Source organism: Capnocytophaga canimorsus, from assembly GCF_002302565.1.
In the GTDB taxonomy this organism is placed as follows: domain Bacteria; phylum Bacteroidota; class Bacteroidia; order Flavobacteriales; family Flavobacteriaceae; genus Capnocytophaga; species Capnocytophaga canimorsus.
In genome coordinates this window covers 1596710-1615907 of record NZ_CP022382.1, presented here as the reverse complement: position 1 = coordinate 1615907, position 19198 = coordinate 1596710, and the positions used below count along the sequence as shown (strand labels likewise).

The 19198-nt window shown below is 36.2% G+C and carries 22 protein-coding genes; 12 read left to right on the top strand and 10 right to left on the bottom strand.

Annotated features, from left to right (window positions below):
- Positions 1 to 34: 34 nt before the first annotated feature.
- The 3 genes from CGC47_RS07120 to CGC47_RS07110 are packed head-to-tail and all read left to right on the top strand — an operon-like array spanning position 35 to position 1620.
- The gene (locus CGC47_RS07120; protein ID WP_095900172.1) at positions 35 to 721 is read left to right on the top strand and encodes a hypothetical protein; all 687 of its coding nucleotides are present in this window, start codon (positions 35 to 37) and stop codon (positions 719 to 721) included.
- Positions 714 to 998, top strand: coding sequence for a hypothetical protein (locus CGC47_RS07115; protein ID WP_013998492.1), 285 nt, complete (start codon positions 714 to 716; stop codon positions 996 to 998). Before CGC47_RS07120 ends, CGC47_RS07115 begins: the two co-directional genes overlap by 8 nt.
- Before the next feature lie 7 nt (positions 999 to 1005).
- Positions 1006 to 1620: a hypothetical protein gene (locus CGC47_RS07110; RefSeq protein WP_042000786.1), complete on the top strand. Its 615-nt coding sequence runs from the start codon at positions 1006 to 1008 to the stop codon at positions 1618 to 1620.
- Between the two features lie 40 nt (positions 1621 to 1660).
- On the opposite strand, the gene CGC47_RS07105 is transcribed toward CGC47_RS07110, so the two are convergent.
- Positions 1661 to 2380, bottom strand: a complete 720-nt coding sequence (locus CGC47_RS07105) for a YqjF family protein (protein ID WP_042000789.1) — start codon at positions 2378 to 2380, stop codon at positions 1661 to 1663.
- A 217-nt stretch (positions 2381 to 2597) separates the two neighbouring features.
- Here CGC47_RS07105 and ald point away from each other — a divergent pair, with 217 nt between their 5' ends.
- From ald to CGC47_RS07075, 6 genes are all read left to right on the top strand, one after another.
- The gene (gene ald / locus CGC47_RS07100; protein WP_042000792.1) at positions 2598 to 3710 is read left to right on the top strand and encodes an alanine dehydrogenase; all 1113 of its coding nucleotides are present in this window, start codon (positions 2598 to 2600) and stop codon (positions 3708 to 3710) included.
- A 179-nt stretch (positions 3711 to 3889) separates the two neighbouring features.
- Positions 3890 to 4255, top strand: a complete 366-nt coding sequence (locus CGC47_RS07095) for a hypothetical protein (protein WP_095900171.1) — start codon at positions 3890 to 3892, stop codon at positions 4253 to 4255.
- Between the two features lie 127 nt (positions 4256 to 4382).
- Complete coding sequence (locus CGC47_RS07090; protein ID WP_042000797.1) at positions 4383 to 4643, top strand: hypothetical protein; 261 nt, start codon at positions 4383 to 4385, stop codon at positions 4641 to 4643.
- Positions 4627 to 5301 carry a nicotinamide riboside transporter PnuC gene (pnuC, locus tag CGC47_RS07085; protein ID WP_013998367.1) on the top strand — a complete coding sequence of 225 codons (675 nt, stop codon included), beginning with the start codon at positions 4627 to 4629 and terminating at the stop codon, positions 5299 to 5301. Before CGC47_RS07090 ends, pnuC begins: the two co-directional genes overlap by 17 nt.
- On the top strand, positions 5265 to 5837 hold the full coding sequence (locus tag CGC47_RS07080) for an AAA family ATPase (protein ID WP_169922910.1): 573 nt from the start codon (positions 5265 to 5267) through the stop codon (positions 5835 to 5837). Before pnuC ends, CGC47_RS07080 begins: the two co-directional genes overlap by 37 nt.
- Complete coding sequence (locus tag CGC47_RS07075; protein ID WP_042000800.1) at positions 5828 to 7369, top strand: DUF4301 family protein; 1542 nt, start codon at positions 5828 to 5830, stop codon at positions 7367 to 7369. The genes CGC47_RS07080 and CGC47_RS07075 overlap by 10 nt, the downstream gene beginning before the upstream one ends.
- A 42-nt stretch (positions 7370 to 7411) precedes the next feature.
- Here the strand turns inward: CGC47_RS07075 and CGC47_RS07070 are convergent, their stop codons facing one another.
- Both CGC47_RS07070 and CGC47_RS07065 read right to left on the bottom strand, forming a co-directional pair.
- Complete coding sequence (locus CGC47_RS07070) at positions 7412 to 8155, bottom strand: LVIVD repeat-containing protein (protein ID WP_013998370.1); 744 nt, start codon at positions 8153 to 8155, stop codon at positions 7412 to 7414.
- Positions 8156 to 8653 (bottom strand): hypothetical protein, encoded by a 498-nt coding sequence (locus tag CGC47_RS07065; protein WP_042000803.1) that lies wholly within the window; start codon positions 8651 to 8653, stop codon positions 8156 to 8158.
- Positions 8654 to 8805: 152 nt separating this feature from the next.
- On the opposite strand from CGC47_RS07065, the gene CGC47_RS07060 reads away from it, so the two are divergent.
- Complete coding sequence (locus CGC47_RS07060) at positions 8806 to 9714, top strand: nicotinic acid mononucleotide adenyltransferase (protein ID WP_095900170.1); 909 nt, start codon at positions 8806 to 8808, stop codon at positions 9712 to 9714.
- 77 nt (positions 9715 to 9791) lie between these two features.
- Here the strand turns inward: CGC47_RS07060 and nadE are convergent, their stop codons facing one another.
- From nadE to CGC47_RS07045, 3 genes are all read right to left on the bottom strand, one after another.
- Entirely contained in the window at positions 9792 to 10574 is a 783-nt protein-coding gene (gene nadE / locus CGC47_RS07055; RefSeq protein ID WP_042000807.1) for an NAD(+) synthase, read from the bottom strand.
- Positions 10575 to 10578: 4 nt separating this feature from the next.
- Positions 10579 to 11625: a carbohydrate-binding family 9-like protein gene (locus CGC47_RS07050; RefSeq protein WP_042000810.1), complete on the bottom strand. Its 1047-nt coding sequence runs from the start codon at positions 11623 to 11625 to the stop codon at positions 10579 to 10581.
- Between the two features lie 66 nt (positions 11626 to 11691).
- Positions 11692 to 12666, bottom strand: coding sequence for a glycoside hydrolase family 130 protein (locus CGC47_RS07045; RefSeq protein WP_041913703.1), 975 nt, complete (start codon positions 12664 to 12666; stop codon positions 11692 to 11694).
- A 353-nt stretch (positions 12667 to 13019) separates the two neighbouring features.
- Here CGC47_RS07045 and CGC47_RS07040 point away from each other — a divergent pair, with 353 nt between their 5' ends.
- Both CGC47_RS07040 and CGC47_RS07035 read left to right on the top strand, forming a co-directional pair.
- Positions 13020 to 14420, top strand: a complete 1401-nt coding sequence (locus tag CGC47_RS07040) for a dipeptidase (protein ID WP_095900169.1) — start codon at positions 13020 to 13022, stop codon at positions 14418 to 14420.
- 71 nt (positions 14421 to 14491) lie between these two features.
- On the top strand, positions 14492 to 15454 hold the full coding sequence (locus CGC47_RS07035; protein ID WP_042000813.1) for a YheT family hydrolase: 963 nt from the start codon (positions 14492 to 14494) through the stop codon (positions 15452 to 15454).
- 4 nt (positions 15455 to 15458) lie between these two features.
- Here CGC47_RS07035 and CGC47_RS07030 read toward each other — a convergent pair whose 3' ends face one another.
- The 4 genes from CGC47_RS07030 to CGC47_RS07015 form a co-directional block, all read right to left on the bottom strand.
- Positions 15459 to 16415: a calcium/sodium antiporter gene (locus CGC47_RS07030; protein WP_013998383.1), complete on the bottom strand. Its 957-nt coding sequence runs from the start codon at positions 16413 to 16415 to the stop codon at positions 15459 to 15461.
- 229 nt (positions 16416 to 16644) lie between these two features.
- Positions 16645 to 17550: a YitT family protein gene (locus CGC47_RS07025; protein ID WP_013998385.1), complete on the bottom strand. Its 906-nt coding sequence runs from the start codon at positions 17548 to 17550 to the stop codon at positions 16645 to 16647.
- 172 nt (positions 17551 to 17722) lie between these two features.
- On the bottom strand, positions 17723 to 18421 hold the full coding sequence (locus tag CGC47_RS07020) for a VIT1/CCC1 transporter family protein (RefSeq protein ID WP_013998386.1): 699 nt from the start codon (positions 18419 to 18421) through the stop codon (positions 17723 to 17725).
- 154 nt (positions 18422 to 18575) lie between these two features.
- Entirely contained in the window at positions 18576 to 18986 is a 411-nt protein-coding gene (locus CGC47_RS07015) for a hypothetical protein (RefSeq protein ID WP_095900168.1), read from the bottom strand.
- Between the last annotated feature and the right edge of the window lie 212 nt (positions 18987 to 19198).

Below are 19198 nucleotides of genomic sequence, written 5' to 3'. Positions count from 1 at the left end.
ATAGCAATCCGTATTCTTTAAAAATTATAATAAAATGGGATTTTTTAGTTCACTCAAAGGGCAATTAGGGCGTGATACGGGAAGGTTTATTTCCAATAAAATTTTTGGAAACAAACACGCTTCAAAATATCAACGAGTTAATGACACAGGCAGAAGTTTGCTCGGTAGTGGAACTTCGGTGAAAAGTGACGGAACTATTAAAACGTTTGTTAAAACAAGAAAACAGGCATTTGTCGAACGTAAAAAAGCTGAAATTCAATCAAAAAAAGAAGAAGAGGCATTTGCTCGAAAACAAGTTTTAAAACTCGAACAAAATATTGAGAAGTTAGTAGCCATCAAAATTCCTAAACAAAAACAAGGATTGATTGATACAATGTATAATTTATCTGCTATAATTTCCTCCAATTCTTGGAAAGATACTTTGGAAGAGGAAAATAAACGAGCGAATGACTATGCTGATATTGCTCTCAAAAAGTATGGGCAATGTTTACAAATGCTCAAAATGAAATATCCGAAAGCTACTGAAATACCTCTATTTGAACGAATTTATCGGCAAAAACAACGAAAAGCATTTTTTCAACGTTATTGGGTTTTTGTGTTGATGTTTGTTTTGTTTTCAGTGATGGGCATTTTTGCATATCTTGAAGAAGATAAACCTAAAACACAACAAAAAGAAACTGTTATTGAACGACTTATAGATAAATTTAACAAAAATGAGTAAGGAACTTTACAGAAAAAAGATTGCTGATAAGAAGCAAGATATTATTTCGTTACGAACAAGAATTGACAAATTGCAGGAGGATAAAAAGAAACGAATGGACTATTTTGCCCGAAATATAAAATCAACAACTTCGGCATCAACCAGAGAAAATTATCGAAAAAATAAGGTCAGAGAATCGGAAAAATATACGCGTGATATTGAAAATGTTAAAAAGAAAATTGAAAGCATCAAAAAAGAGATAGAAAAATACAAAAAAATGGTAGCTACTTCAAAATAGGTAATAAATGATAAAAGAATTGATTTTAAGAGAAATATCAAATTATGCTTTTGATGTGAAAAAGGGCATAATCTTTAAAACGTCTAATTGGAATGAAATTTTTACCAATAAAATTTTAATTTCTAAAGAAATAGAAAAAAATAAGCGTTTTGTTTTGGTTCATAAACTTACTTTTGATGATGAAATTTTGTTGGCTTTTCAAAATGGAATATCCGAAAAAGATTCTGTAATCATCACTGAAAAATTTATATCAATTGCTGTAAGTACTTCATCTGATGAAGCTCAAAAAATTTTATGGGAAGATTTACAAAATATTAAAATGGTCAATCATTCAGTAATTTTTCTTTACAAAAATAGAAATCAGGAAGTGGTTGATATTGAGCATCTTTTCGGGAAAAATAAAGAAAAAAGTACAGAATTAACGGCTTTATTTCAAAGAATACTTCAAATAACAAGTGAAGATAGAAGTTCTTTGACATATAAAATTAAGAATGTTTTGAATACTATTTTTATTATTGTATTGATTTTAGGATTTTTAGCTTATTTTATATTTTGGTACGAAGCCCCAGAAAAAGGTGTAAATATTTTTGCTCCATTACGATGGATACGAAAAATATTTTAATGGTTTGTTTATAATCAAGCCATCTGTCACACCTAACACTTTAAACCTTTTCAGCCGACCACGACACTACTTCCACCCCTGATGAATAGTGTGCGGCTATTATGTCTGTCTCACAGAGTTTTAGTTCTGATATATGGTATTGTAAATCAATGTTTTTTAAGATAACTTGATGCAAATCCCACTCACGGTGATGGATGTTAAAACGCAGGTGTTGGTCTTTATCTTGCAAATACAAACAATATTTTTCGGTAAGCCAACAATCAAGTGGTGTTTTTGTGTTGATTTTATCGCCCACCGAAAATTCAACATCTAATTCAAATTCTTTGATTTTGTTTTGATTATGGTATCGGTTAAGAGTTCTTCGGATATTTGACTTTTCATAAGGAAGCCCCGAAAGCATTCTTGCTATTTTTGCCGAAAGTGCTTTTTCAGCTTCAATGTTTAAAAAATAAACGCCCGATTTGTCTTGCTTTTTAACATAGGTGCGGAGGTTTATTTCATAAAAATCAGAAATATAACTCCACGAAGGTAAAAGCCTTGGGCGTATTTTTTCCATTTTGAAAGCCACTAATGATACGTAATAATTTCCCTGAAAATCATCTAATGACAAGCCCAAAGGCACGAGTTTTCTTAAAGAATTATCATCAACTTGGAAATGCAAAAAAAGGGCATCATTCCATTGTTGGTAATATTGCCATTTCCCTTTGGGTAATTGCCAAGGTCGATGTGCAGTATCGGTTAAAAAATCAAAATTTCCCATCAGTAACTGAAATAATTGTTTACAAATATACAAAAAAAGAGATAATTATTTCGTCTTTTACATAGTCGAAAAACACTATGATTATTGAATTTCATAAAAAAATGTAATTGTCATTTGTTTTTGAGATAAAAAAATACGCTGTTTTTCAAATCAAGTGTCGATTGTAAATGCTTTTTTTAGTAAATTTATCGTCCTGAAACATTAAAATTTTTCTACTATGATTATAGGAATCCCTAAAGAGATAAAAAATAATGAAAATAGAGTAGGAGCTACCCCTGCAGGAGTTAAAGAATTGATTAAAAATGGGCATACGGTGTATGTTCAGAAATCGGCAGGAATAGGTAGTGGTTTTTCCGATGAAGAGTATCAAAAAGCAGGAGCCACTATTTTACCCACCATAGAGTCGGTTTATGCTCAATCAGAGATGATTTACAAGGTAAAAGAACCCATTGCTACCGAGTATGAGCTGATTAAGGAAAATCAACTGATTTTCACATATTTTCATTTTGCTTCGGAAGAAGCTCTAACACACGCTATGATAAAGCAAAAGGCGGTTTGTTTGGCTTACGAAACGGTGGAAGCAAACCATTCGCTTCCGTTACTTACGCCAATGTCGGAAGTGGCAGGGCGTATGGCGGCACAGCAAGGTGCTCGTTTTTTAGAAAAACCACAAGGTGGAAAAGGCATTTTGATGGGTGGTGTTCCTGGAGTTAAACCTGCCAAAGTATTGGTTTTGGGCGGAGGTGTAGTGGGTTATAATGCAGCTATAACTGCCGCAGGATTGGGCGCTGAAGTAATCATTGCCGATATTTCTTTGCCCAAACTACGTTATCTGGATAGTATTTTGCCCAAAAACATCAAAACGCTGTACGCTTCGCAATACAATATTGAAAAAGAGCTTCCTATGTGTGATTTAGTTATCGGTGCAGTGCTCATTCCTGGGGCAAAAGCTCCTGCTTTAATCACTCGTGAAATGTTAAAACTAATGACCAAAGGTTCTGTTTTGGTAGATGTTGCTATTGACCAAGGCGGTTGTTTTGAAACTTCGCGTGTAACCACACACAGTCAACCTATTTATGAAGTGGACGGAATAGTTCATTATTGTGTGGCAAACATTCCTGGAGCAGTACCATTTACTTCTACTTTGGCGCTTACTAACGCTACTTTGCCTTATGCCGTATCACTTGCCAATAACGGATGGAAAAAGGCTTGTCAATTTGATAAGGGCTTGGCAGCAGGGCTCAATGTGGTTCAAGGAAAAGTAACCTACAAGGCAGTGGCCGAAACGTTCCATTTGGAATATACCCCAGTGGAAACTTTTCTAAAATAGATTTGTTTTCAAAATACAATAAAACATCGGGTTTTGGAGCTATCGAAAACCCGATATTTTTTGCTCAAATCACTGTGAGGGGGACTATGGGAAAGTGTTTTTGAGAAGGGTAAAGGATAATGTAATGTAGTTTGCACCAATTACCGTGAGGAGAAATCATTACAAAAAAGAAACAAAAGATGAATTTGTTAAGAAAATATTGGGAAAAGCTATCCAAGAATCATATAAAAATCAATTTTGACTATTTATTTAATGTGATTTTTTATATTGTAATGTGTTTAATGTGTATCATTTCAATACATCACTTTATTGTAACATCAGAAGAGGATATTCTTTCAAGTTTGGGTAAATCATTAGAAAAAGCTACAGGTAGAAGGTTACTGAATGATTTATTGTATTTAAAGATGTTAAAAATTATAGGGAAAGAGGGATTTATTGTTATTTTTGTTATTATATTTTTTGTTGTTATTAAAGAATGCCTTTTTAATTTAAGAAAATTCTTAGGCAAAGAAGTTGAAAAAGAGGAAAAAGAAAATGAAGAATAAAAAAAAATAGCAATACAAAAATGTACAAAAGAGTGTGTAAATTCTTTTTGGTCTTTATTTTTAAACTCGCATTTTTTTGCTTATCTTTGGTAACCCAAAAAGAATTAGAACCCAATAAAAACTTTCTATGAAAATATCTGTTGAGTTGACTTTAAGTCCGTTACAATCCGATTTTGAGCCGCCAATCATTCATCTGATAAAAAAGTTACGTAGCTCGGGGTTTGTGGTGCTTGAAAATCCGCTAAGTACTCAAGTTTACGGCGAATATGATAAGGTAATGCAAGTACTTACCACTGAAATTAAAGATGTTTTTGAGCAAATTGAAAACGGACTGATTTACATCAAAATCGTAAAATCGGACAGACACGCTTATGAGCCTCATTTTTAATTGGCTTTTTGACCAGTATAAGGGTGTTGCCACTCATTGGATAGTTCTTGAAGTAATTGGGGTTATTTTCGGGTTATTGAGTGTTTTTTTTGCCAAAAAGCGAAATATATGGGTGTATCCTACCGGAATTGTAAGTACAGTCATATTTGTTTACTTGCTTTGGGAGTTTCGCCTTTTTGGTGATATGATGATAAACGGTTATTATACCGTGATGAGCGTTTACGGTTGGGTGCTTTGGGCTCAAAATAGTCAAGACCAAGTACACGTTGAGGTTTCGGTGATGAACTCAAAAGATTGGGTAATCAGCTTAGGATTAGCTCTTTTTAGTTTGATATTGGTTACCACCGTGTATTTTTTCAAACCCTACATCAATAATTCCTTTTCGATGGAAGGCGTATCGTTAGGATTTGAGTTTTTCAGTCTGTTGGATGGGGTGGATATAATCACTACAGCTATTTTTCTAGTAGGAATGTGGCTGATGGCACAACGAAAGATTGAAAACTGGATTTTTTGGATTGTAGGGGATTTGATTTCTGTACCCTTATATTATTATAAAGGATTGAAATTTACGTCATTACAATATTTAATTTTTACCATAATTGCCTATTACGGATATCGGGAATGGAGGGAAATTTATCGCAAAAACAAACGGATATAGTCCGAGTGGTTTGTTTCGGACCGGAATCTACCGGAAAAACTACCTTGTGCAAGGCTCTTGCCGAAGCATTCGGTACGGTTTGGACGCCCGAGTTTATGCGAATTTATCTGGAAGAAAAATGGCAAAAACATCATCAAAGTTGTTCTTGGAATGATTTGCTTCCCATCGCTTACGGTCAGATGGCGTTAGAAAATGAGCAAGTGCCAAAGGCAAATCGTGTGCTTTTTTGCGATACGGATTTGTTAGAATTGATGACATATTCCAAAATTTACTATCAAGGAAAGTGCCCTGCCGAAATTGAAAAGTACGCCACCGAAAATCATTACGACTTTTATTTTCTGACCGATATTGATGTTCCTTGGGAGCCTGACCCCTTGCGCGACCGACCCAACGACCGCCCTTATATGTTTGACCAATTTAAAAAAATGCTCATAGCACATAAAAAATCTTTTATAACCTTGCGTGGCGATGCCCAAGTCCGCTTGAGAACGGCTTCGGAAATTGTCCGAAAAATACTTTTAAAGCAATGGAATTAACAAAAAATGACCTCAAACAACTCTCCGAGAAAGGCATAACGCCTGAAATGCTCGAGCAGCAAGTAACCCTTTTCAAAAAAGGTATTCCGCCCATACAATTAGCCGCTGCAGCTACTATTGGTAATGGTATTTTGAGCTTCTCAAAGGAAGAAACGGCAAAATATGCCGCCATTTACCAGAAAAAGAAAAAAGGGATTTCAATACTCAAATTTGTACCTGCATCGGGAGCAGCTACCCGAATGTTTAAATCGTTATTTGCTTTTAAAGATGATTTCAATCCTGAAAAAGAATCGTTTAAAGCCTACGTAAACCGTTCGGGAAATAAAGATATGGATATCTTCTTCAAAGGATTGAAAAAGTTTGCTTTTTATTCTGTTTTAAGCGATTATATTGCTAAAAATATCCCCGATTTTGAAACCCAATCCGAAGATGTTCAAAAACATCTTATAGCAGCAATATTACTTGAAAAGCTTAATTATGGCAATTTGCCTAAAGGATTGCTTCCATTTCATCATCATTCCGAAAAAGTGGTTACGCCTTTTGAAGAACATTTCAGAGAATCGGTAATGTATGCCTCAGCAGAAGATATTGCTTATCTGCATTTCACCATTACTGAACAACATACTGAGGCTTTTAAAAAAGAGCTTGATGCCATCAAAGAAAAATTAGAAGCTCGTTATAACATCAAATTTGATGTGTCGTTTTCGTATCAAAAGCCAAGTACTGATACGGTTTCGGTTACTGAAAACAATGAACTTTTCAGAGATGAAAACGAAGCTTTGCTTTTCCGCCCTGCAGGGCACGGAGCCTTGCTTGATAACCTTAATGAGGTAGATGCTGACGTTATTTTTATTAAAAATATTGATAATGTGGTAGTTAAAAAATATACCGATGAAACGGTTTTCTATAAGGAAGCTCTTGCTGGAAAATTACGCGAAGTACAGTCCGAAATCTTCCGAATTCTTAAACGTTTGGATAAGAACAAAATCCGTAAAAAGCAAGTAAACGATATTTTGGACTTTATGCGTGATATAAACATCTGCGTACCTGATTATGTTTATAAATTCAAACGACATTATGCCTTAGATTTTATAAAAGAACAACTGAATCGCCCGATACGTGTTTGTGGTATGGTTAAAAACGAAGGTGAACCCGGTGGGGGTCCGTTTTGGGTAAAGGATACAGAAGGAAATATCAGTTTGCAAATTATTGAGTCGGCACAAGTGAATTTGAATGATGCTCAACAGAAAGAAATTTTCCAACAAGCCACACATTTCAATCCCGTGGATTTGGTTTGTGGTACGAAAAATTACAAGGGCAAAAAATTCAATCTCCACGAATTTACAGACCCTAAACAAGCCTTCATCACAGGGAAAACCTATATGGGCAAACCCTTAAAAGCCTTAGAACGCCCTGGTTTGTGGAATGGTTCTATGGCAAACTGGATTACCCTTTTCGTTGAAGTGCCTTTAATTACCTTTAATCCGGTAAAAACGGTAAACGATTTGCTTAAAAAAACGCATCAAGCATAGAAAGTAAAAAAAATCCGATTCAATTATTGAATCGGATTTTTTTTAATATTTGAGACTGCTAATCAGTTTAAAATCAGAAAAGTCAGGGGTTGACCATTGATATTGAGCAATTTCACGCTCACCAAAAGCAAAGAGTTTACCTTGATAGAAAACCACATCTTTAAAATTACGATTTACAGAATAAACGAGTTCTGGTGCATACGGATTTTCAACAGAAAAGAATTTTAATTTATCATCACAAACCACTAATAAATCACCTTCAAGGGCTAATCCTCTGGGGAAAGATAAGTTCATTTCATAAATAAGTTTGGGTTTGCGTAGATTTTTAACATCATAGATTTGCAGGGCATTGCCTGAATTTCTGCAAAAGGTGCCCGAATGTAGGGTTACGTAAGCAAAATCCAAATCAGAAACTACAGGGTCACAAGCGGTAAAATGTTCTGCCTTGGAAAGCATTTTTGGCTTTTCGGGTTCTTCCACCGAATAAATATACATTCCATTTCGTGAACCAACGAACAGATAATCTCCTGCCGAGAAAAGCGTTTCAATATTAAACCCAATAGGAATACTATTAACTTTGCTCGGGTTTTGAGGCGTTTTTACCTGAAAAACATTCAAATTAGCTTCATCAACTACATAAAGATATGCCCCTTTAAGAGCAAAAGTAGCTAAAGAACCTCCTTTGCCATCATTGGAGGAGTCATTTTGTGAAGCATTTTCTTTATTGCACGAAGTACAAACAAGAAAAACAAAAAACAGTATTATATAACCAATCTTTTTCATCATTTATTTTTTAGGAATCCAATCTACAATTACTTTATTATCATCAATATAGTGAAAAAATCCGTCAGGGGAGCGCATCTGAGGAAAAGCCTTTTTAATGCGTTTGTGCAGGGTAATTGTTCCACTATTCACATCATAGCTAAAAGCCACCAAATCGGTAGCTTGATTCACGTACATCACTTCGTCGCGAATGGCTAAATCAGTAGCCCCAGGAATGCTTAAAAAGGCAACCGCTACTGGGTTTTCAGGGTTCGAGTTGTCATAAATATGAAACCCTTTATGGGTGTCGCCCAAAAATAGCCAATGGTCTTTCAGATAAATTTTCCCTGCATTTTCCATAGGTATGGAAGCTTGTACTTGGATTGATTTTTCAAAATCGGAACGTTCCATAATCAACGGTTCATAACTCGGCGTATCGGGTAAGTGTTCAAAATATGCCGGACAACCCACCAAAAAAATACTTGTCAAAAACAAATACACCAAATGTAATTTAGAAAACATAAGCTCACATTTACAATTATTTGACAAATGTAAGTAATAAAATGATGCTTTTTACATTTGGATGGAAAATAAACTTAAATTGAGTGCGTTGTTATTTTGGCATAAAAATTGGAAAGGCAAGGGTATAGAGTTGTTTTTTAAAACATATTATTATGAAAAAGATATTGGTTTTTGGAGTTTTAGTTCTGTTTTTGGTGGGTTGCTCCGTGAATTATATAGAAGAAAGACGCGATGAAGGTATTAGTCTGGGTACTTTACTCCACAATTACGATTTGTGGTATGTGGATATCAATGCTACCCGAGGACACAGCAAAATTCCGTTTTTGCAAAAAGCCTTTACAATCACCTTTGACCACAGAGTTTTACGTGCTAACAATAATCTGGCAGGTATCGGTAAAGATAATGGTGGATATGGTGTCGAAATCGGAAGTTTTTTCACTCGTGGCAATGTACTTGAAGTGCAACATCGTACAGACGGTGTCTATCGTTTTGATGTGGTACAAGTAGATGCTACAACTATTGATTTATATGATTTGGGTTCCAATTTGGTGTATCGTTTGGTAGGGTATCAAAAGCATAATTTTAATTATGATATGCTTTTTTATGATAATATCCGTTATTTTTTACAAGAATATGGCATTTGGCGTAAAGTGTATTCCAGCAAAGAAGGAGCTCTTAATCCTTTTGATAGCGAAAATTACTTGCATTTTGTTATGGGAGATGAAGGTCTTTTTAAATCGTCAAAAACAGCTCCTGATGTGCCACTAAGCTCCGTTTTTTGGAATTTTCACGGAAGATATACCATAAGTAATATTCATGGCGAAAATAATGTAAAACTTTTAGAGTTGGATTATGGACGTGACATTGAGCGATTTGAGCTTCGTGTTTTGTCAAACGATGAAAAAATTGAGCTTTTTCACATCAATTCAGAAACGACTTATGAGTTTGTTGGAAACGATTTTATAGCCATTTTCAGACCTAAATCAAACCTTGAAGAACAAACTCGTGAACGTTTCAAAGATATTCTTCCTACTGTAAAACACAAAATACAAAAACCGTAAAGATTATGTTTTTGGTTATAAAAAAGAGGCTATCGGAAGATTTTTCGGATAGCCTCTTTTGATTATTTATGAAATGTTTATTTAATATCTTTCAATTCACAAATAGGTATTGGATTCATTTTGTGTTGGTTTGCACGATTTAGGCGCTTGTAAATCTGAAAGACTTCTTTCTCACGTCCTGAAAAATCATCGGCAGTTTTGCCTTTCTCATCTTGCAGCATTGCCCATTCCAGCTCATCATACGAGGCTTTGAGTTGGTCTTCGTCGCTTCTGTCATCGCCAAAAAGCCCATCGGAAGGTTTTGCTTGAAGAATTGATTTCGGAATGTTCAAATATTTTCCTAAAAGATAAACTTCACTCTTCATTAAATCGGCAATCGGGCTAACATCTACGCCTCCATCGCCATATTTGGTAAAAAAGCCAACGCCAAAATCTTCTATCTTATTCCCTGTCCCTACAACAATATATCCTTCTAATCCAGCAAAGTAGTAAAGTGTAGTCATTCTTAGTCTTGCTCGGGTATTTGCCAAAGCCATTTCGTAAGACGATTTGTCCGTCGGTGGAATTTGGGCTACAAATTGGTCAAAAACGGGAGTCAAATCTACTTCAAGGCTGGAAACATTGGTGTAGTTTTTCTTCAAAAAATCGATGTGCTGCTTAGCTCTTGATACGTGACTTTCAGCCTGATGTATAGGAAGTTCAAGACAAAGTGTAGGCAGACCGGTTTCAGCACAAAGCGTGGAAACCACTGCGGAATCCACCCCGCCTGAAATGCCGATAACCAGCCCTTTAACACGGGCATTTTCAGCATAATATTTCAGCCACTTAACAATGTGTTTTGCTACTTTTTCCGTATTCATAATGCTATTTTTTATCCGTTGTAAAAGTATTCAATTTACCCTCTTCGGTGATGACTAAAAGTTGATGACTGAAAGGGCTTTTTATCGAAATTTCCCAGCGTGTTGGTGTTTGACTAAATTTGGGGCGTATTTTCTCATCCCACACAACGATTCCTTGCTTTAACGCTTTTTGAAAATTCGCATTGTTTTTCGCTTTCTTTGTATGATAGAGGCTATAAAGATAACGTTTTAGGGCTTCGTCTTTCGGAATTTCAAAATGATCTTCAGTTCCTACCTGCTTTTCGGAGAAGAAAACATATCCCCACAATTCAGGTTCGTGCATACTGATTTTCCATTGTGGCGACCATACCCAATTGTATTCGGGTAAGAGTTTTCCGTTTCGGTCTTTTTTTCGGTAATATTTTCCGTTTTTTAGGTCGAAATCCCAATGAACACGAGAGAAGTTCACACGCCAGAATTTGCCCGTAGGGAGGTTATTCTGCATATGTGCCTCACGCATTGCTGCCCACGGAATAGCTACTTCAACACTCCAATAATGGTCGGTATCGTTCGGATTGTTTAGAGTTCCTTCGGTGTGTATGGCAGAGCGTAATCCGTTGATATCCCAGCCATCTAATACTTTGTTATTTTCCCGATAGGGTTTGGTTAAGAACAAATCCCAAACGGTGTTTAAGGCATTGATTTCAAATTCGTAATAGTTGTGTGAATCGTTATCGGGGTCTAAGAAAATTTCAAAATCGTTGTTGTGGAAGATGACCGTATCACGTTCTTTGAGGGTTGCCCAAAGGTGTGGGTCTTCCATTTTTGCGAAGAAGTAAAAGTGTGTATCGTCATATAACATTTTTACTTGTGTTTTGTATTTTGGGGTTTTATTGCCTTCAATGTCGATGAACTCATCGGTGAATTGAACTAATTGCCATACTCTTTCAATGTCTTTACCATCAATGGTAATCGGCTCTTGGGTATGGTAAGCAATGTACGACTTGGGTTGCGGAGCTACTTGTCCCCAAGCCCAATGTGTAATAAAAAGCAGAAATAGTATCTTTTTCATAGGATTATGTTAAAAAAAGAGAGGATAAAATTCTGAAAAAGAACTTTATCCTCTGCTCAAAGCGTTTTACAAACTATTGTTTTTAGTAAATTCAATAATTTCCGAAATACGACCGAAAGCTACACCAACTACCGTATCGGCAGCTCCGTAGTAAACAGCTACTTTATCCTCTTCAATAGAATGCAACGCTGCACAAGGAAATACAACATTCGGTACATCGCCTGTTAATTCGTAAATTTCAGCAGGAGCCAATAGATAAGGCTGTGTACGATATTTAACCTTACTTGGGTCGTTTTTATCCAAAATAGCAGCTCCCATTGAGTAGCGATATCCGTTAGCCGTTCTGATTACTCCGTGATAAAACATCAACCAACCTTCATCGGTAAGTATAGGCACTGCACCAGCACCGATTTTTAAACACTGCCAAGCACTATCTTCAAACGGAGTTACTTTCATAACACAACGATGTTCACCCCAATATTTCATATCAGGGCTGTAGCTGATATATATATCTCCGAATGGTGTATGTCCATTATCACTTGGTCGTGAAAGCATTGCGTATTTCCCGTCGATTTTTTCTGGGAACAGTACTCCATTTCGGTTGAAAGGCAAAAACGCATTTTCGCATTGGAAAAATTCCTTAAAATCGTATGTGTAGGCAATCCCGATGGTAGGTCCGTGATAGCCATTACACCAAGTAACCCAATAGCGGTCTTCAATCCACGTAACGCGAGGGTCGTATTTGTAATCAGAATCAATCATTTGTGTATTTCCTGCTTTCATTACAATGGGTTCGTGATTGATTTCCCAATTGATTCCGTCTTTACTGAAACCTGCAAAAATATTCATTTGTACCGCTTTGTTATCACAACGGAAAACTCCTGCAAATCCGTCTCCAAAAGGAACTACAGCACTATTAAAAATACTATTGGAAGTTGGGATGTGATATCGCCCAATGATTGGATTTTGGCTGTATCGCCACATAACATCTTTGCATCCTTCAGGACGCTCTTGCCAAGGCATTTTGAACTGGTTTGTCATACTGAAATATGTATTTTTTAAAATTATTTTTAAGCATCAAACGAAGCAAAAGTACGAAAAAAATATGAGGATTTTTTTGCTTTAAGCCAAACACTAGGTCAAAGGCACGAAATACTATTTTTATAGCATTATAATTCAAACCACATACAAACATCTTTTTTCTACATTTAGATGTGGTTTCAAACTCAATTTACAGAAAATTTATGTTTTTTATTAACCTTCAAGGTCAAAAAAATGGTTCAAATAAACGAATTAAGGTTGATCACTTCGTGGCTTTGACCTACATAAAATACATTAACTGTGTTTTATTACAATTTTTTTACTACCTTTGAAGAATATATAAAAAAAACATTATGCATTCGGTAAAAGAATATATTGACAAGCACAAAGAAAGATTTGTAAATGAGCTTATTGACTTGCTTAAAATCCCTTCTGTAAGTGCTGATTCGGCACACTCGCAAGATGTGATTAACACGGCTGAGGCGGTAAAAGAAGCTCTTGAAAAGGCAGGTTGTGATCGGGTAGAAATTTGTCAAACCCCTGGTTATCCTATCGTTTATGGCGAAAAAATTATTGACCCTAAACTTCCTACCGTTTTGGTCTATGGACATTACGATGTACAACCTGCTGACCCTATTGAACTTTGGACATCTGACCCTTTCGAGCCTGTTATCCGCAAGACTGAAATTCACCCTGAAGGAGCTATTTTTGCCCGAGGTGCTTGTGATGATAAAGGACAAATGTTTATGCACGTAAAGGCGTTGGAGTATATGACCAAAAACAATGCTCTGCCTTGTAATGTCAAATTTATGATTGAAGGAGAGGAGGAAGTCGGTTCCGAGAGTTTGGGTTGGTTCGTACAGCACAATCAAGAAAAACTCCGTAACGACATCATTTTGATATCCGACACGGGAATGATTTCAAAAGAAGTTCCTTCCATAACCACTGGGCTACGCGGATTGAGCTATGTTGAGGTTGAGGTAACTGGAGCCAATCGTGATTTGCATTCAGGGCTTTACGGAGGAGCGGTAGCTAATCCTATCAATGTGCTTTCCAAAATGATAGCCTCATTACACGACGAAAACAATCATATTACCATTCCTGGATTTTATGACAAAGTAGAAGAACTTTCCGAGCAAGAGCGCCAAGAAATGGCAAAGGCTCCTTTCTCTTTAGAGGCTTACAAAAAGGCTTTAGATATTGATGCCGTTTATGGAGAAAGCGGATACGTAACCAATGAACGTAATTCCATTCGTCCTACCCTTGATGTAAACGGAATTTGGGGTGGTTATACGGGCGAAGGAGCCAAAACGGTTATCCCGAGTAAGGCTTTTGCTAAAATTTCAATGCGCCTTGTACCCAACCAAGACTGGGAAGAAATCACACAACTGTTTAAAAATCATTTCGAAAGTATAGTTCCCGAAGGGGTTCGCGTGGTGGTTAAACCCCATCACGGCGGTCAGGGTTATGTGACTCCTACCAATACTGTGGGCTATCAGGCGTGTGCCAAGGCTTACGAACAAACTTTTGGCAAAAAGCCAGTGCCTGTACGCTCGGGAGGAAGCATCCCCATTGTGGCACTTTTTGAAAAGGAATTGAAAAGTAAATCCATTTTGATGGGCTTTGGGTTGGATAGCGATGCCATTCACTCGCCTAACGAGCATTTTGGGTTATTTAATTTCCTTAAAGGAATTGAAACCATTCCTTGGTTTTATCAGTATTTTACAGAAATGTTTTCCGAAGAAAATAAATAGCTGTAAACAAAGGCAATCTTAAAAGGGTTGCCTTTGTTTTATATCTTTTTTTGATATTTAAAAACAAAGTTATGCCTATTGTAGAGAGTTTGTATCGTCCTTCGTATTGTTTTCGAAATATGGACGTTGCTACCATTTATTCGGGGAAATTTCGAAGGGTTAGTAACATAAAGCAGTTTCGTGAACGATTGGAACTTATTGATGGTGATTTTTTAGATGTTGATTGGAGTTACGCTGGTGAAAAAAGTCTGCGTTGTGTGATTTTGCTTCACGGATTGGAAGGCTCTGCCCAACGACCCTATATTTTAGGCGCGGCAAAAATGTTTAATCAAAACGGATTTGACGCTTGCGCTATGAATTTCAGGGGTTGTAGTGGTGAAGATAATCGCCTTTTTTCTACCTATCATTCTGGAAAAATACAAGATTTATCCTTTGTTATTCAGTATGTTATTGAAAAGGGCTATTCTGAAATTGTGATTAAAGGATTTAGTATGGGAGGAAATATCAGTTTGCTTTATGCCGGAAGTACAAAGCAACTTCCTACACAAATAAAGGCTTTTGTTGCCGTTTCAACACCTTGTGATTTGGCAGGATGTTCTGAAAGATTACTGCATTGGCGGAATTGGCTTTATGCCGAAAATTTCCTTATAGGGCTTAAAAAGAAGGCTTTTCAAAAACGGAAAAAATTCCCTAACCAAATGGAGGTTTCAGTCCTCAAGGGTATAAAAACGCTTCGTGATTTTGATGAAATATACACTTCAAAGGCACACGGATTTAAAAATGCTGACCATTATTACGCTCAATGTAGTTCACTATTTGTACTTGAACAGATTAGTACCCCAACGCTACTAATAAATGCCCAAAACGACAGCTTTTTATCTGAAAATTGTTATCCGTATGCAATAGCACAAAAGAGTTCCGCCGTATTTTTGGAAACTCCAAAATACGGCGGACACGTTGCTTTTTATGATAATAAAAATATTTTTTATACCGAAAAAAGAGCCCTTGAGTTTGCTAAAAACTTTTGTAAATGAGTCTTTAAGCGTTCTGTATCATATAGGCGGTATAACCTAAATAAAACAGTAACAGAATGAGCGCTTGTAAACGCCCAATTTGGTATTTACGCCCAATGAACATTGACAGAAATAGGAAGGCTGTTCCGCCCAATAAAATATATAAATCGGTATTGAAAGAATCATTGTAGGTCATTGGCTGTATCAATCCGCTTACCGACAAAATCAGTAACAAATTGAAAATATTAGATCCTACCACATTGCCAATAGCAATATCACTATTTTTTTTCCAAGCAGCAGCGATAGAGGTAGCCAATTCGGGCAAGGAGGTTCCTAAAGCCACTACAGTAAGTCCAATGATTTTCTCACTCAACCCCAAAACGGTAGCAATTTCTACGCTGTTATCCACCACTAATTTTCCGCCGATAACCAAACCGGCTAAACCACCTAAAATTCGTACCCAAATGCCTAAGTTAGAAAAGGTTTTTTGGGGAATTTCTTCAGCAACTTCTTCCTGATTTTTGGTTTGCCGAAATATGTAAATCATAAAGGCTATAAAACACAAAAGCAAGAAACCTGAATCCCAACGTGAAATTTCTCCATCAGTGAATAAAAAGAAACCATTGCCCAATAGAAGCAAAAGTACAGCAACTAAGAAAGAAATAGGGATTTCACGCCAAGCCGTTCCGCGTTGTACGTACATCGGGAAAATGACACCCGAGGCGCCTAAAATAATAAAAAGGTTAATATTATTGCTTCCTACAACATTACCTAAAGCAATATCGGAAGAACCACGAAGTGCCGCTAAAATACTCACAATGAGTTCTGGAGCAGAAGTTCCTAAAGCTACAATGGTAAGCCCAATAACAATATCTGGAATATTATGCTTTTTTGCTAGTGCTGCCGAACCACTTACCATATAGTTGGCTCCTACAATAAGAGCCACGAACCCTAAAATAACCAATGAAATAGGTACAATCATTCTTTATCTGTTTTTATTACAACGGGGCGAAAGTAATAAAAAAATAAAAAACCAAGATAATATTATTTAATATACTGAAAAATAGATTTTTAAAAATATTTAAGATAAAACAAATTTTTGTAGAATTTGTTTTAATTCAATGAAATTCAATTATTTAACCAATATTTAGAATAACAATACTTCAGGTGGTAGTGTAACAAAAAATCTTTGTTTTTTTGTTTGATTGTACTTATTTGTGCAATCGGTCAAAGCCTTTACCATAAACGCCACTAACGTTAGCTTTGGTTACAAAAGCCTCAGGGTCAATACTTCCCACCAAACGGAAAATAGCGGTGGCTTCAGTGCGTCGGGCAATGACGATGATTACTTTTTGAGGAGTTTTTGAATACCAACCCATACCATCAACTACTGTACATCCGCGATTGATTTCGGTATTGATATGAGTAGCTATGGTTTCATAATGCTTTGAAAATATGAATAGTTGCACTGATTGTCGCGCTCCGTTCATTACCATTTCTACCATTTGCCACATTAAGGGTAATAGAACTAGTCCTAAAATGGTTTTTTCTAAAGAATCTTCCGTTTTTTCTAAAATAAAATAAGAAGAAATTACCACCAATACATCAACGATAAGCATAATTCGGGCCAGGCTAATGCGATAGTATTTGGTTACTAAAAAACCAATGATGTCAGCACCTCCAGTACTTCCGTTTGCTGAATAGACCAACCCAAGTCCTGTCCCAGCGAAAACACCGCCCACCAATACCGATAAGAAACTATCGCTAACCCAAGGATTCTCAGTAAAATAAGGCTGTAAATAGTTCTCACCAAACATAAACATCAATGAGAGCATACCGATACCGAATAAAGCACGAAAAACGAACTCTTTACTGATAGCTTTATAGGCTATAATTAGTAAAAAAGCATTGGCAATCAAATTGGTTTTCCAAACCTCAAAATCACTTACATATTTAATGATGATTGCTACTCCCGAAAGCCCTCCGGTAACAATTTTATTAGGAAGAATAAATCCGGTAACGCCAATGGTAAAGAGTGCTAATCCTGCAATGATGGTAAAAAAATCTTTGATGTAAAAAGATTTTAAATAGGTCACGGTTTTACTTTTTTTAATCATAACTTTAAAATGAAAATTTGCAAATGCGATGGCAAAATTATTTCTATTTTTTGATACATAAATCTATTTTGAGAAATATTTTTTCAAGTTCCAAATTTGAAGTTTCAAAATTTTAGGCCTTTATGTTTCCTTGTTGCTCGTGTTCTTGTCCTCTTGGATTCTTTATTTTTAATTACACGCTAACTCCAAACCAATACCCAACTAAAGCACTTATTCCCATAGCCATAGTTCCCCAAAAAGTAACTCGATAGATGGCCTTAAATACACTTGACCCACCTGCTTTTGCTGCAACAGCTCCCATTAAGGAAAGGAATAAAATGGTAAATCCGTAAAGTGCATAATACATATAGTTCATCGGGAATAAAAAAGTAACCAATAGCGGAAGTGCACCTCCCACCAAAAAGGAAGCTCCTGAAGCTAATGCTGCTTGTGTGGGATTGGCTTGATTGATTTCGTTGATGCCTAATTCGTCCCTAACGTGTGCCCCTAAGGCATCGTGCTCGGTGAGTTCTCGTGCGACCAATAGTGCCGTTTCCTTTTTTAGTCCGCGAGTTTCATAGATTTCTGCCAAACGATGCAATTCGGTTTCGGGCATATCCTCAAGTTCTTGTCGTTCTCGTTCAATATCTGCTTTTTCAATATCGGTTTGAGAACTTACCGAGACGTATTCGCCTGCTGCCATAGAAAGTGCTCCTGCTACAAGTCCTGCTACAGAGGCCAAAACAATAGGTTCACGAGTGGTACTGGCTGCTGCAACGCCAATGGCTAAACTGGCTATGGAAATGATACCATCATTAGCGCCCAAAACAGCAGCACGTAACCAATTACTGCGGTGTATGTAATGCTTAGCTAAATAATCTTCTTGTTTCATTATTGTTTTTTTACCGAGACACAAATATAAATATCAACATCGATAATGCAAATAATCGGAAAATAAAAAGAGGTTCTTTAATAATAGGATTGGCTATGTTTGATATTTTTTTCTAAAAATAAAGAAAACGCTCTAATTTTGAGTGTTTTAAAGTTTAAGAATTGATAATATCTTTGAGCCACTGCGGAATTAAATGCTCCTCTCGTGGAAAAGTTTTTAAATCATCAATGTATTTTTCTTTACTGGGTTCAATATCAAACTTTGGTTTCTCGTCATATTCAAAATGCGTATGAAATTGTCCATTACTTTCAATTGTGAGAAATGCCGAAAACCAAGCTCCTTTTTCAGGTGAAAGTTTGTACATTTCTTCTCTTAATTTTAATGCTTCAAAAGCCACATCAGAACCAAAAGAAATAAAATTTCCTTTCTCTTCATAAAACGCCTTCACTTCTACAAATTTTCGTATAGCAGTGATATTTATGGAAATATTTTCCCAATACTCAGAGGATACTTCCCCAATGGCTTTTTTACATAACTCTGTTAAGTGTTTTTCTATCGTATTCATATTCAATTAATTTATAATTGTCCTTTTATTTATTACTCCATCAATTACTTCTGTAATTTTAAAACTTGAAGGTCTTGCGGAGTTATCACTATAGATAGGCAGTGCCGTTGGTAAAGCCTTTTCATCTAAATTTCAAACGCAATATTCGGATAATCTTGCATTAGTTTTTGTTTGGCTTTTTCAATGAGGTCAATCTTCGGGATGTCGGTGTC

What these genes read in the sequence shown, in the direction of transcription:
- CGC47_RS07120 (WP_095900172.1), top strand. Translation starts at nt 35, where the DNA reads ATGGGATTTTTTAGTTCACTCAAAGGGCAATTAGGGCGTGATACGGGA.
- CGC47_RS07115 (WP_013998492.1), top strand. Translation starts at nt 714, where the DNA reads ATGAGTAAGGAACTTTACAGAAAAAAGATTGCTGATAAGAAGCAAGAT.
- CGC47_RS07110 (WP_042000786.1), top strand. Translation starts at nt 1,006, where the DNA reads ATGATAAAAGAATTGATTTTAAGAGAAATATCAAATTATGCTTTTGAT.
- CGC47_RS07105 (WP_042000789.1), bottom strand. Translation starts at nt 2,380, where the DNA reads ATGGGAAATTTTGATTTTTTAACCGATACTGCACATCGACCTTGGCAA.
- ald (WP_042000792.1), top strand. Translation starts at nt 2,598, where the DNA reads ATGATTATAGGAATCCCTAAAGAGATAAAAAATAATGAAAATAGAGTA.
- CGC47_RS07095 (WP_095900171.1), top strand. Translation starts at nt 3,890, where the DNA reads ATGAATTTGTTAAGAAAATATTGGGAAAAGCTATCCAAGAATCATATA.
- CGC47_RS07090 (WP_042000797.1), top strand. Translation starts at nt 4,383, where the DNA reads ATGAAAATATCTGTTGAGTTGACTTTAAGTCCGTTACAATCCGATTTT.
- pnuC (WP_013998367.1), top strand. Translation starts at nt 4,627, where the DNA reads ATGAGCCTCATTTTTAATTGGCTTTTTGACCAGTATAAGGGTGTTGCC.
- CGC47_RS07080 (WP_169922910.1), top strand. Translation starts at nt 5,265, where the DNA reads ATGGAGGGAAATTTATCGCAAAAACAAACGGATATAGTCCGAGTGGTT.
- CGC47_RS07075 (WP_042000800.1), top strand. Translation starts at nt 5,828, where the DNA reads ATGGAATTAACAAAAAATGACCTCAAACAACTCTCCGAGAAAGGCATA.
- CGC47_RS07070 (WP_013998370.1), bottom strand. Translation starts at nt 8,155, where the DNA reads ATGATGAAAAAGATTGGTTATATAATACTGTTTTTTGTTTTTCTTGTT.
- CGC47_RS07065 (WP_042000803.1), bottom strand. Translation starts at nt 8,653, where the DNA reads ATGTTTTCTAAATTACATTTGGTGTATTTGTTTTTGACAAGTATTTTT.
- CGC47_RS07060 (WP_095900170.1), top strand. Translation starts at nt 8,806, where the DNA reads ATGAAAAAGATATTGGTTTTTGGAGTTTTAGTTCTGTTTTTGGTGGGT.
- nadE (WP_042000807.1), bottom strand. Translation starts at nt 10,574, where the DNA reads ATGAATACGGAAAAAGTAGCAAAACACATTGTTAAGTGGCTGAAATAT.
- CGC47_RS07050 (WP_042000810.1), bottom strand. Translation starts at nt 11,625, where the DNA reads ATGAAAAAGATACTATTTCTGCTTTTTATTACACATTGGGCTTGGGGA.
- CGC47_RS07045 (WP_041913703.1), bottom strand. Translation starts at nt 12,666, where the DNA reads ATGACAAACCAGTTCAAAATGCCTTGGCAAGAGCGTCCTGAAGGATGC.
- CGC47_RS07040 (WP_095900169.1), top strand. Translation starts at nt 13,020, where the DNA reads ATGCATTCGGTAAAAGAATATATTGACAAGCACAAAGAAAGATTTGTA.
- CGC47_RS07035 (WP_042000813.1), top strand. Translation starts at nt 14,492, where the DNA reads ATGCCTATTGTAGAGAGTTTGTATCGTCCTTCGTATTGTTTTCGAAAT.
- CGC47_RS07030 (WP_013998383.1), bottom strand. Translation starts at nt 16,415, where the DNA reads ATGATTGTACCTATTTCATTGGTTATTTTAGGGTTCGTGGCTCTTATT.
- CGC47_RS07025 (WP_013998385.1), bottom strand. Translation starts at nt 17,550, where the DNA reads ATGATTAAAAAAAGTAAAACCGTGACCTATTTAAAATCTTTTTACATC.
- CGC47_RS07020 (WP_013998386.1), bottom strand. Translation starts at nt 18,421, where the DNA reads ATGAAACAAGAAGATTATTTAGCTAAGCATTACATACACCGCAGTAAT.
- CGC47_RS07015 (WP_095900168.1), bottom strand. Translation starts at nt 18,986, where the DNA reads ATGAATACGATAGAAAAACACTTAACAGAGTTATGTAAAAAAGCCATT.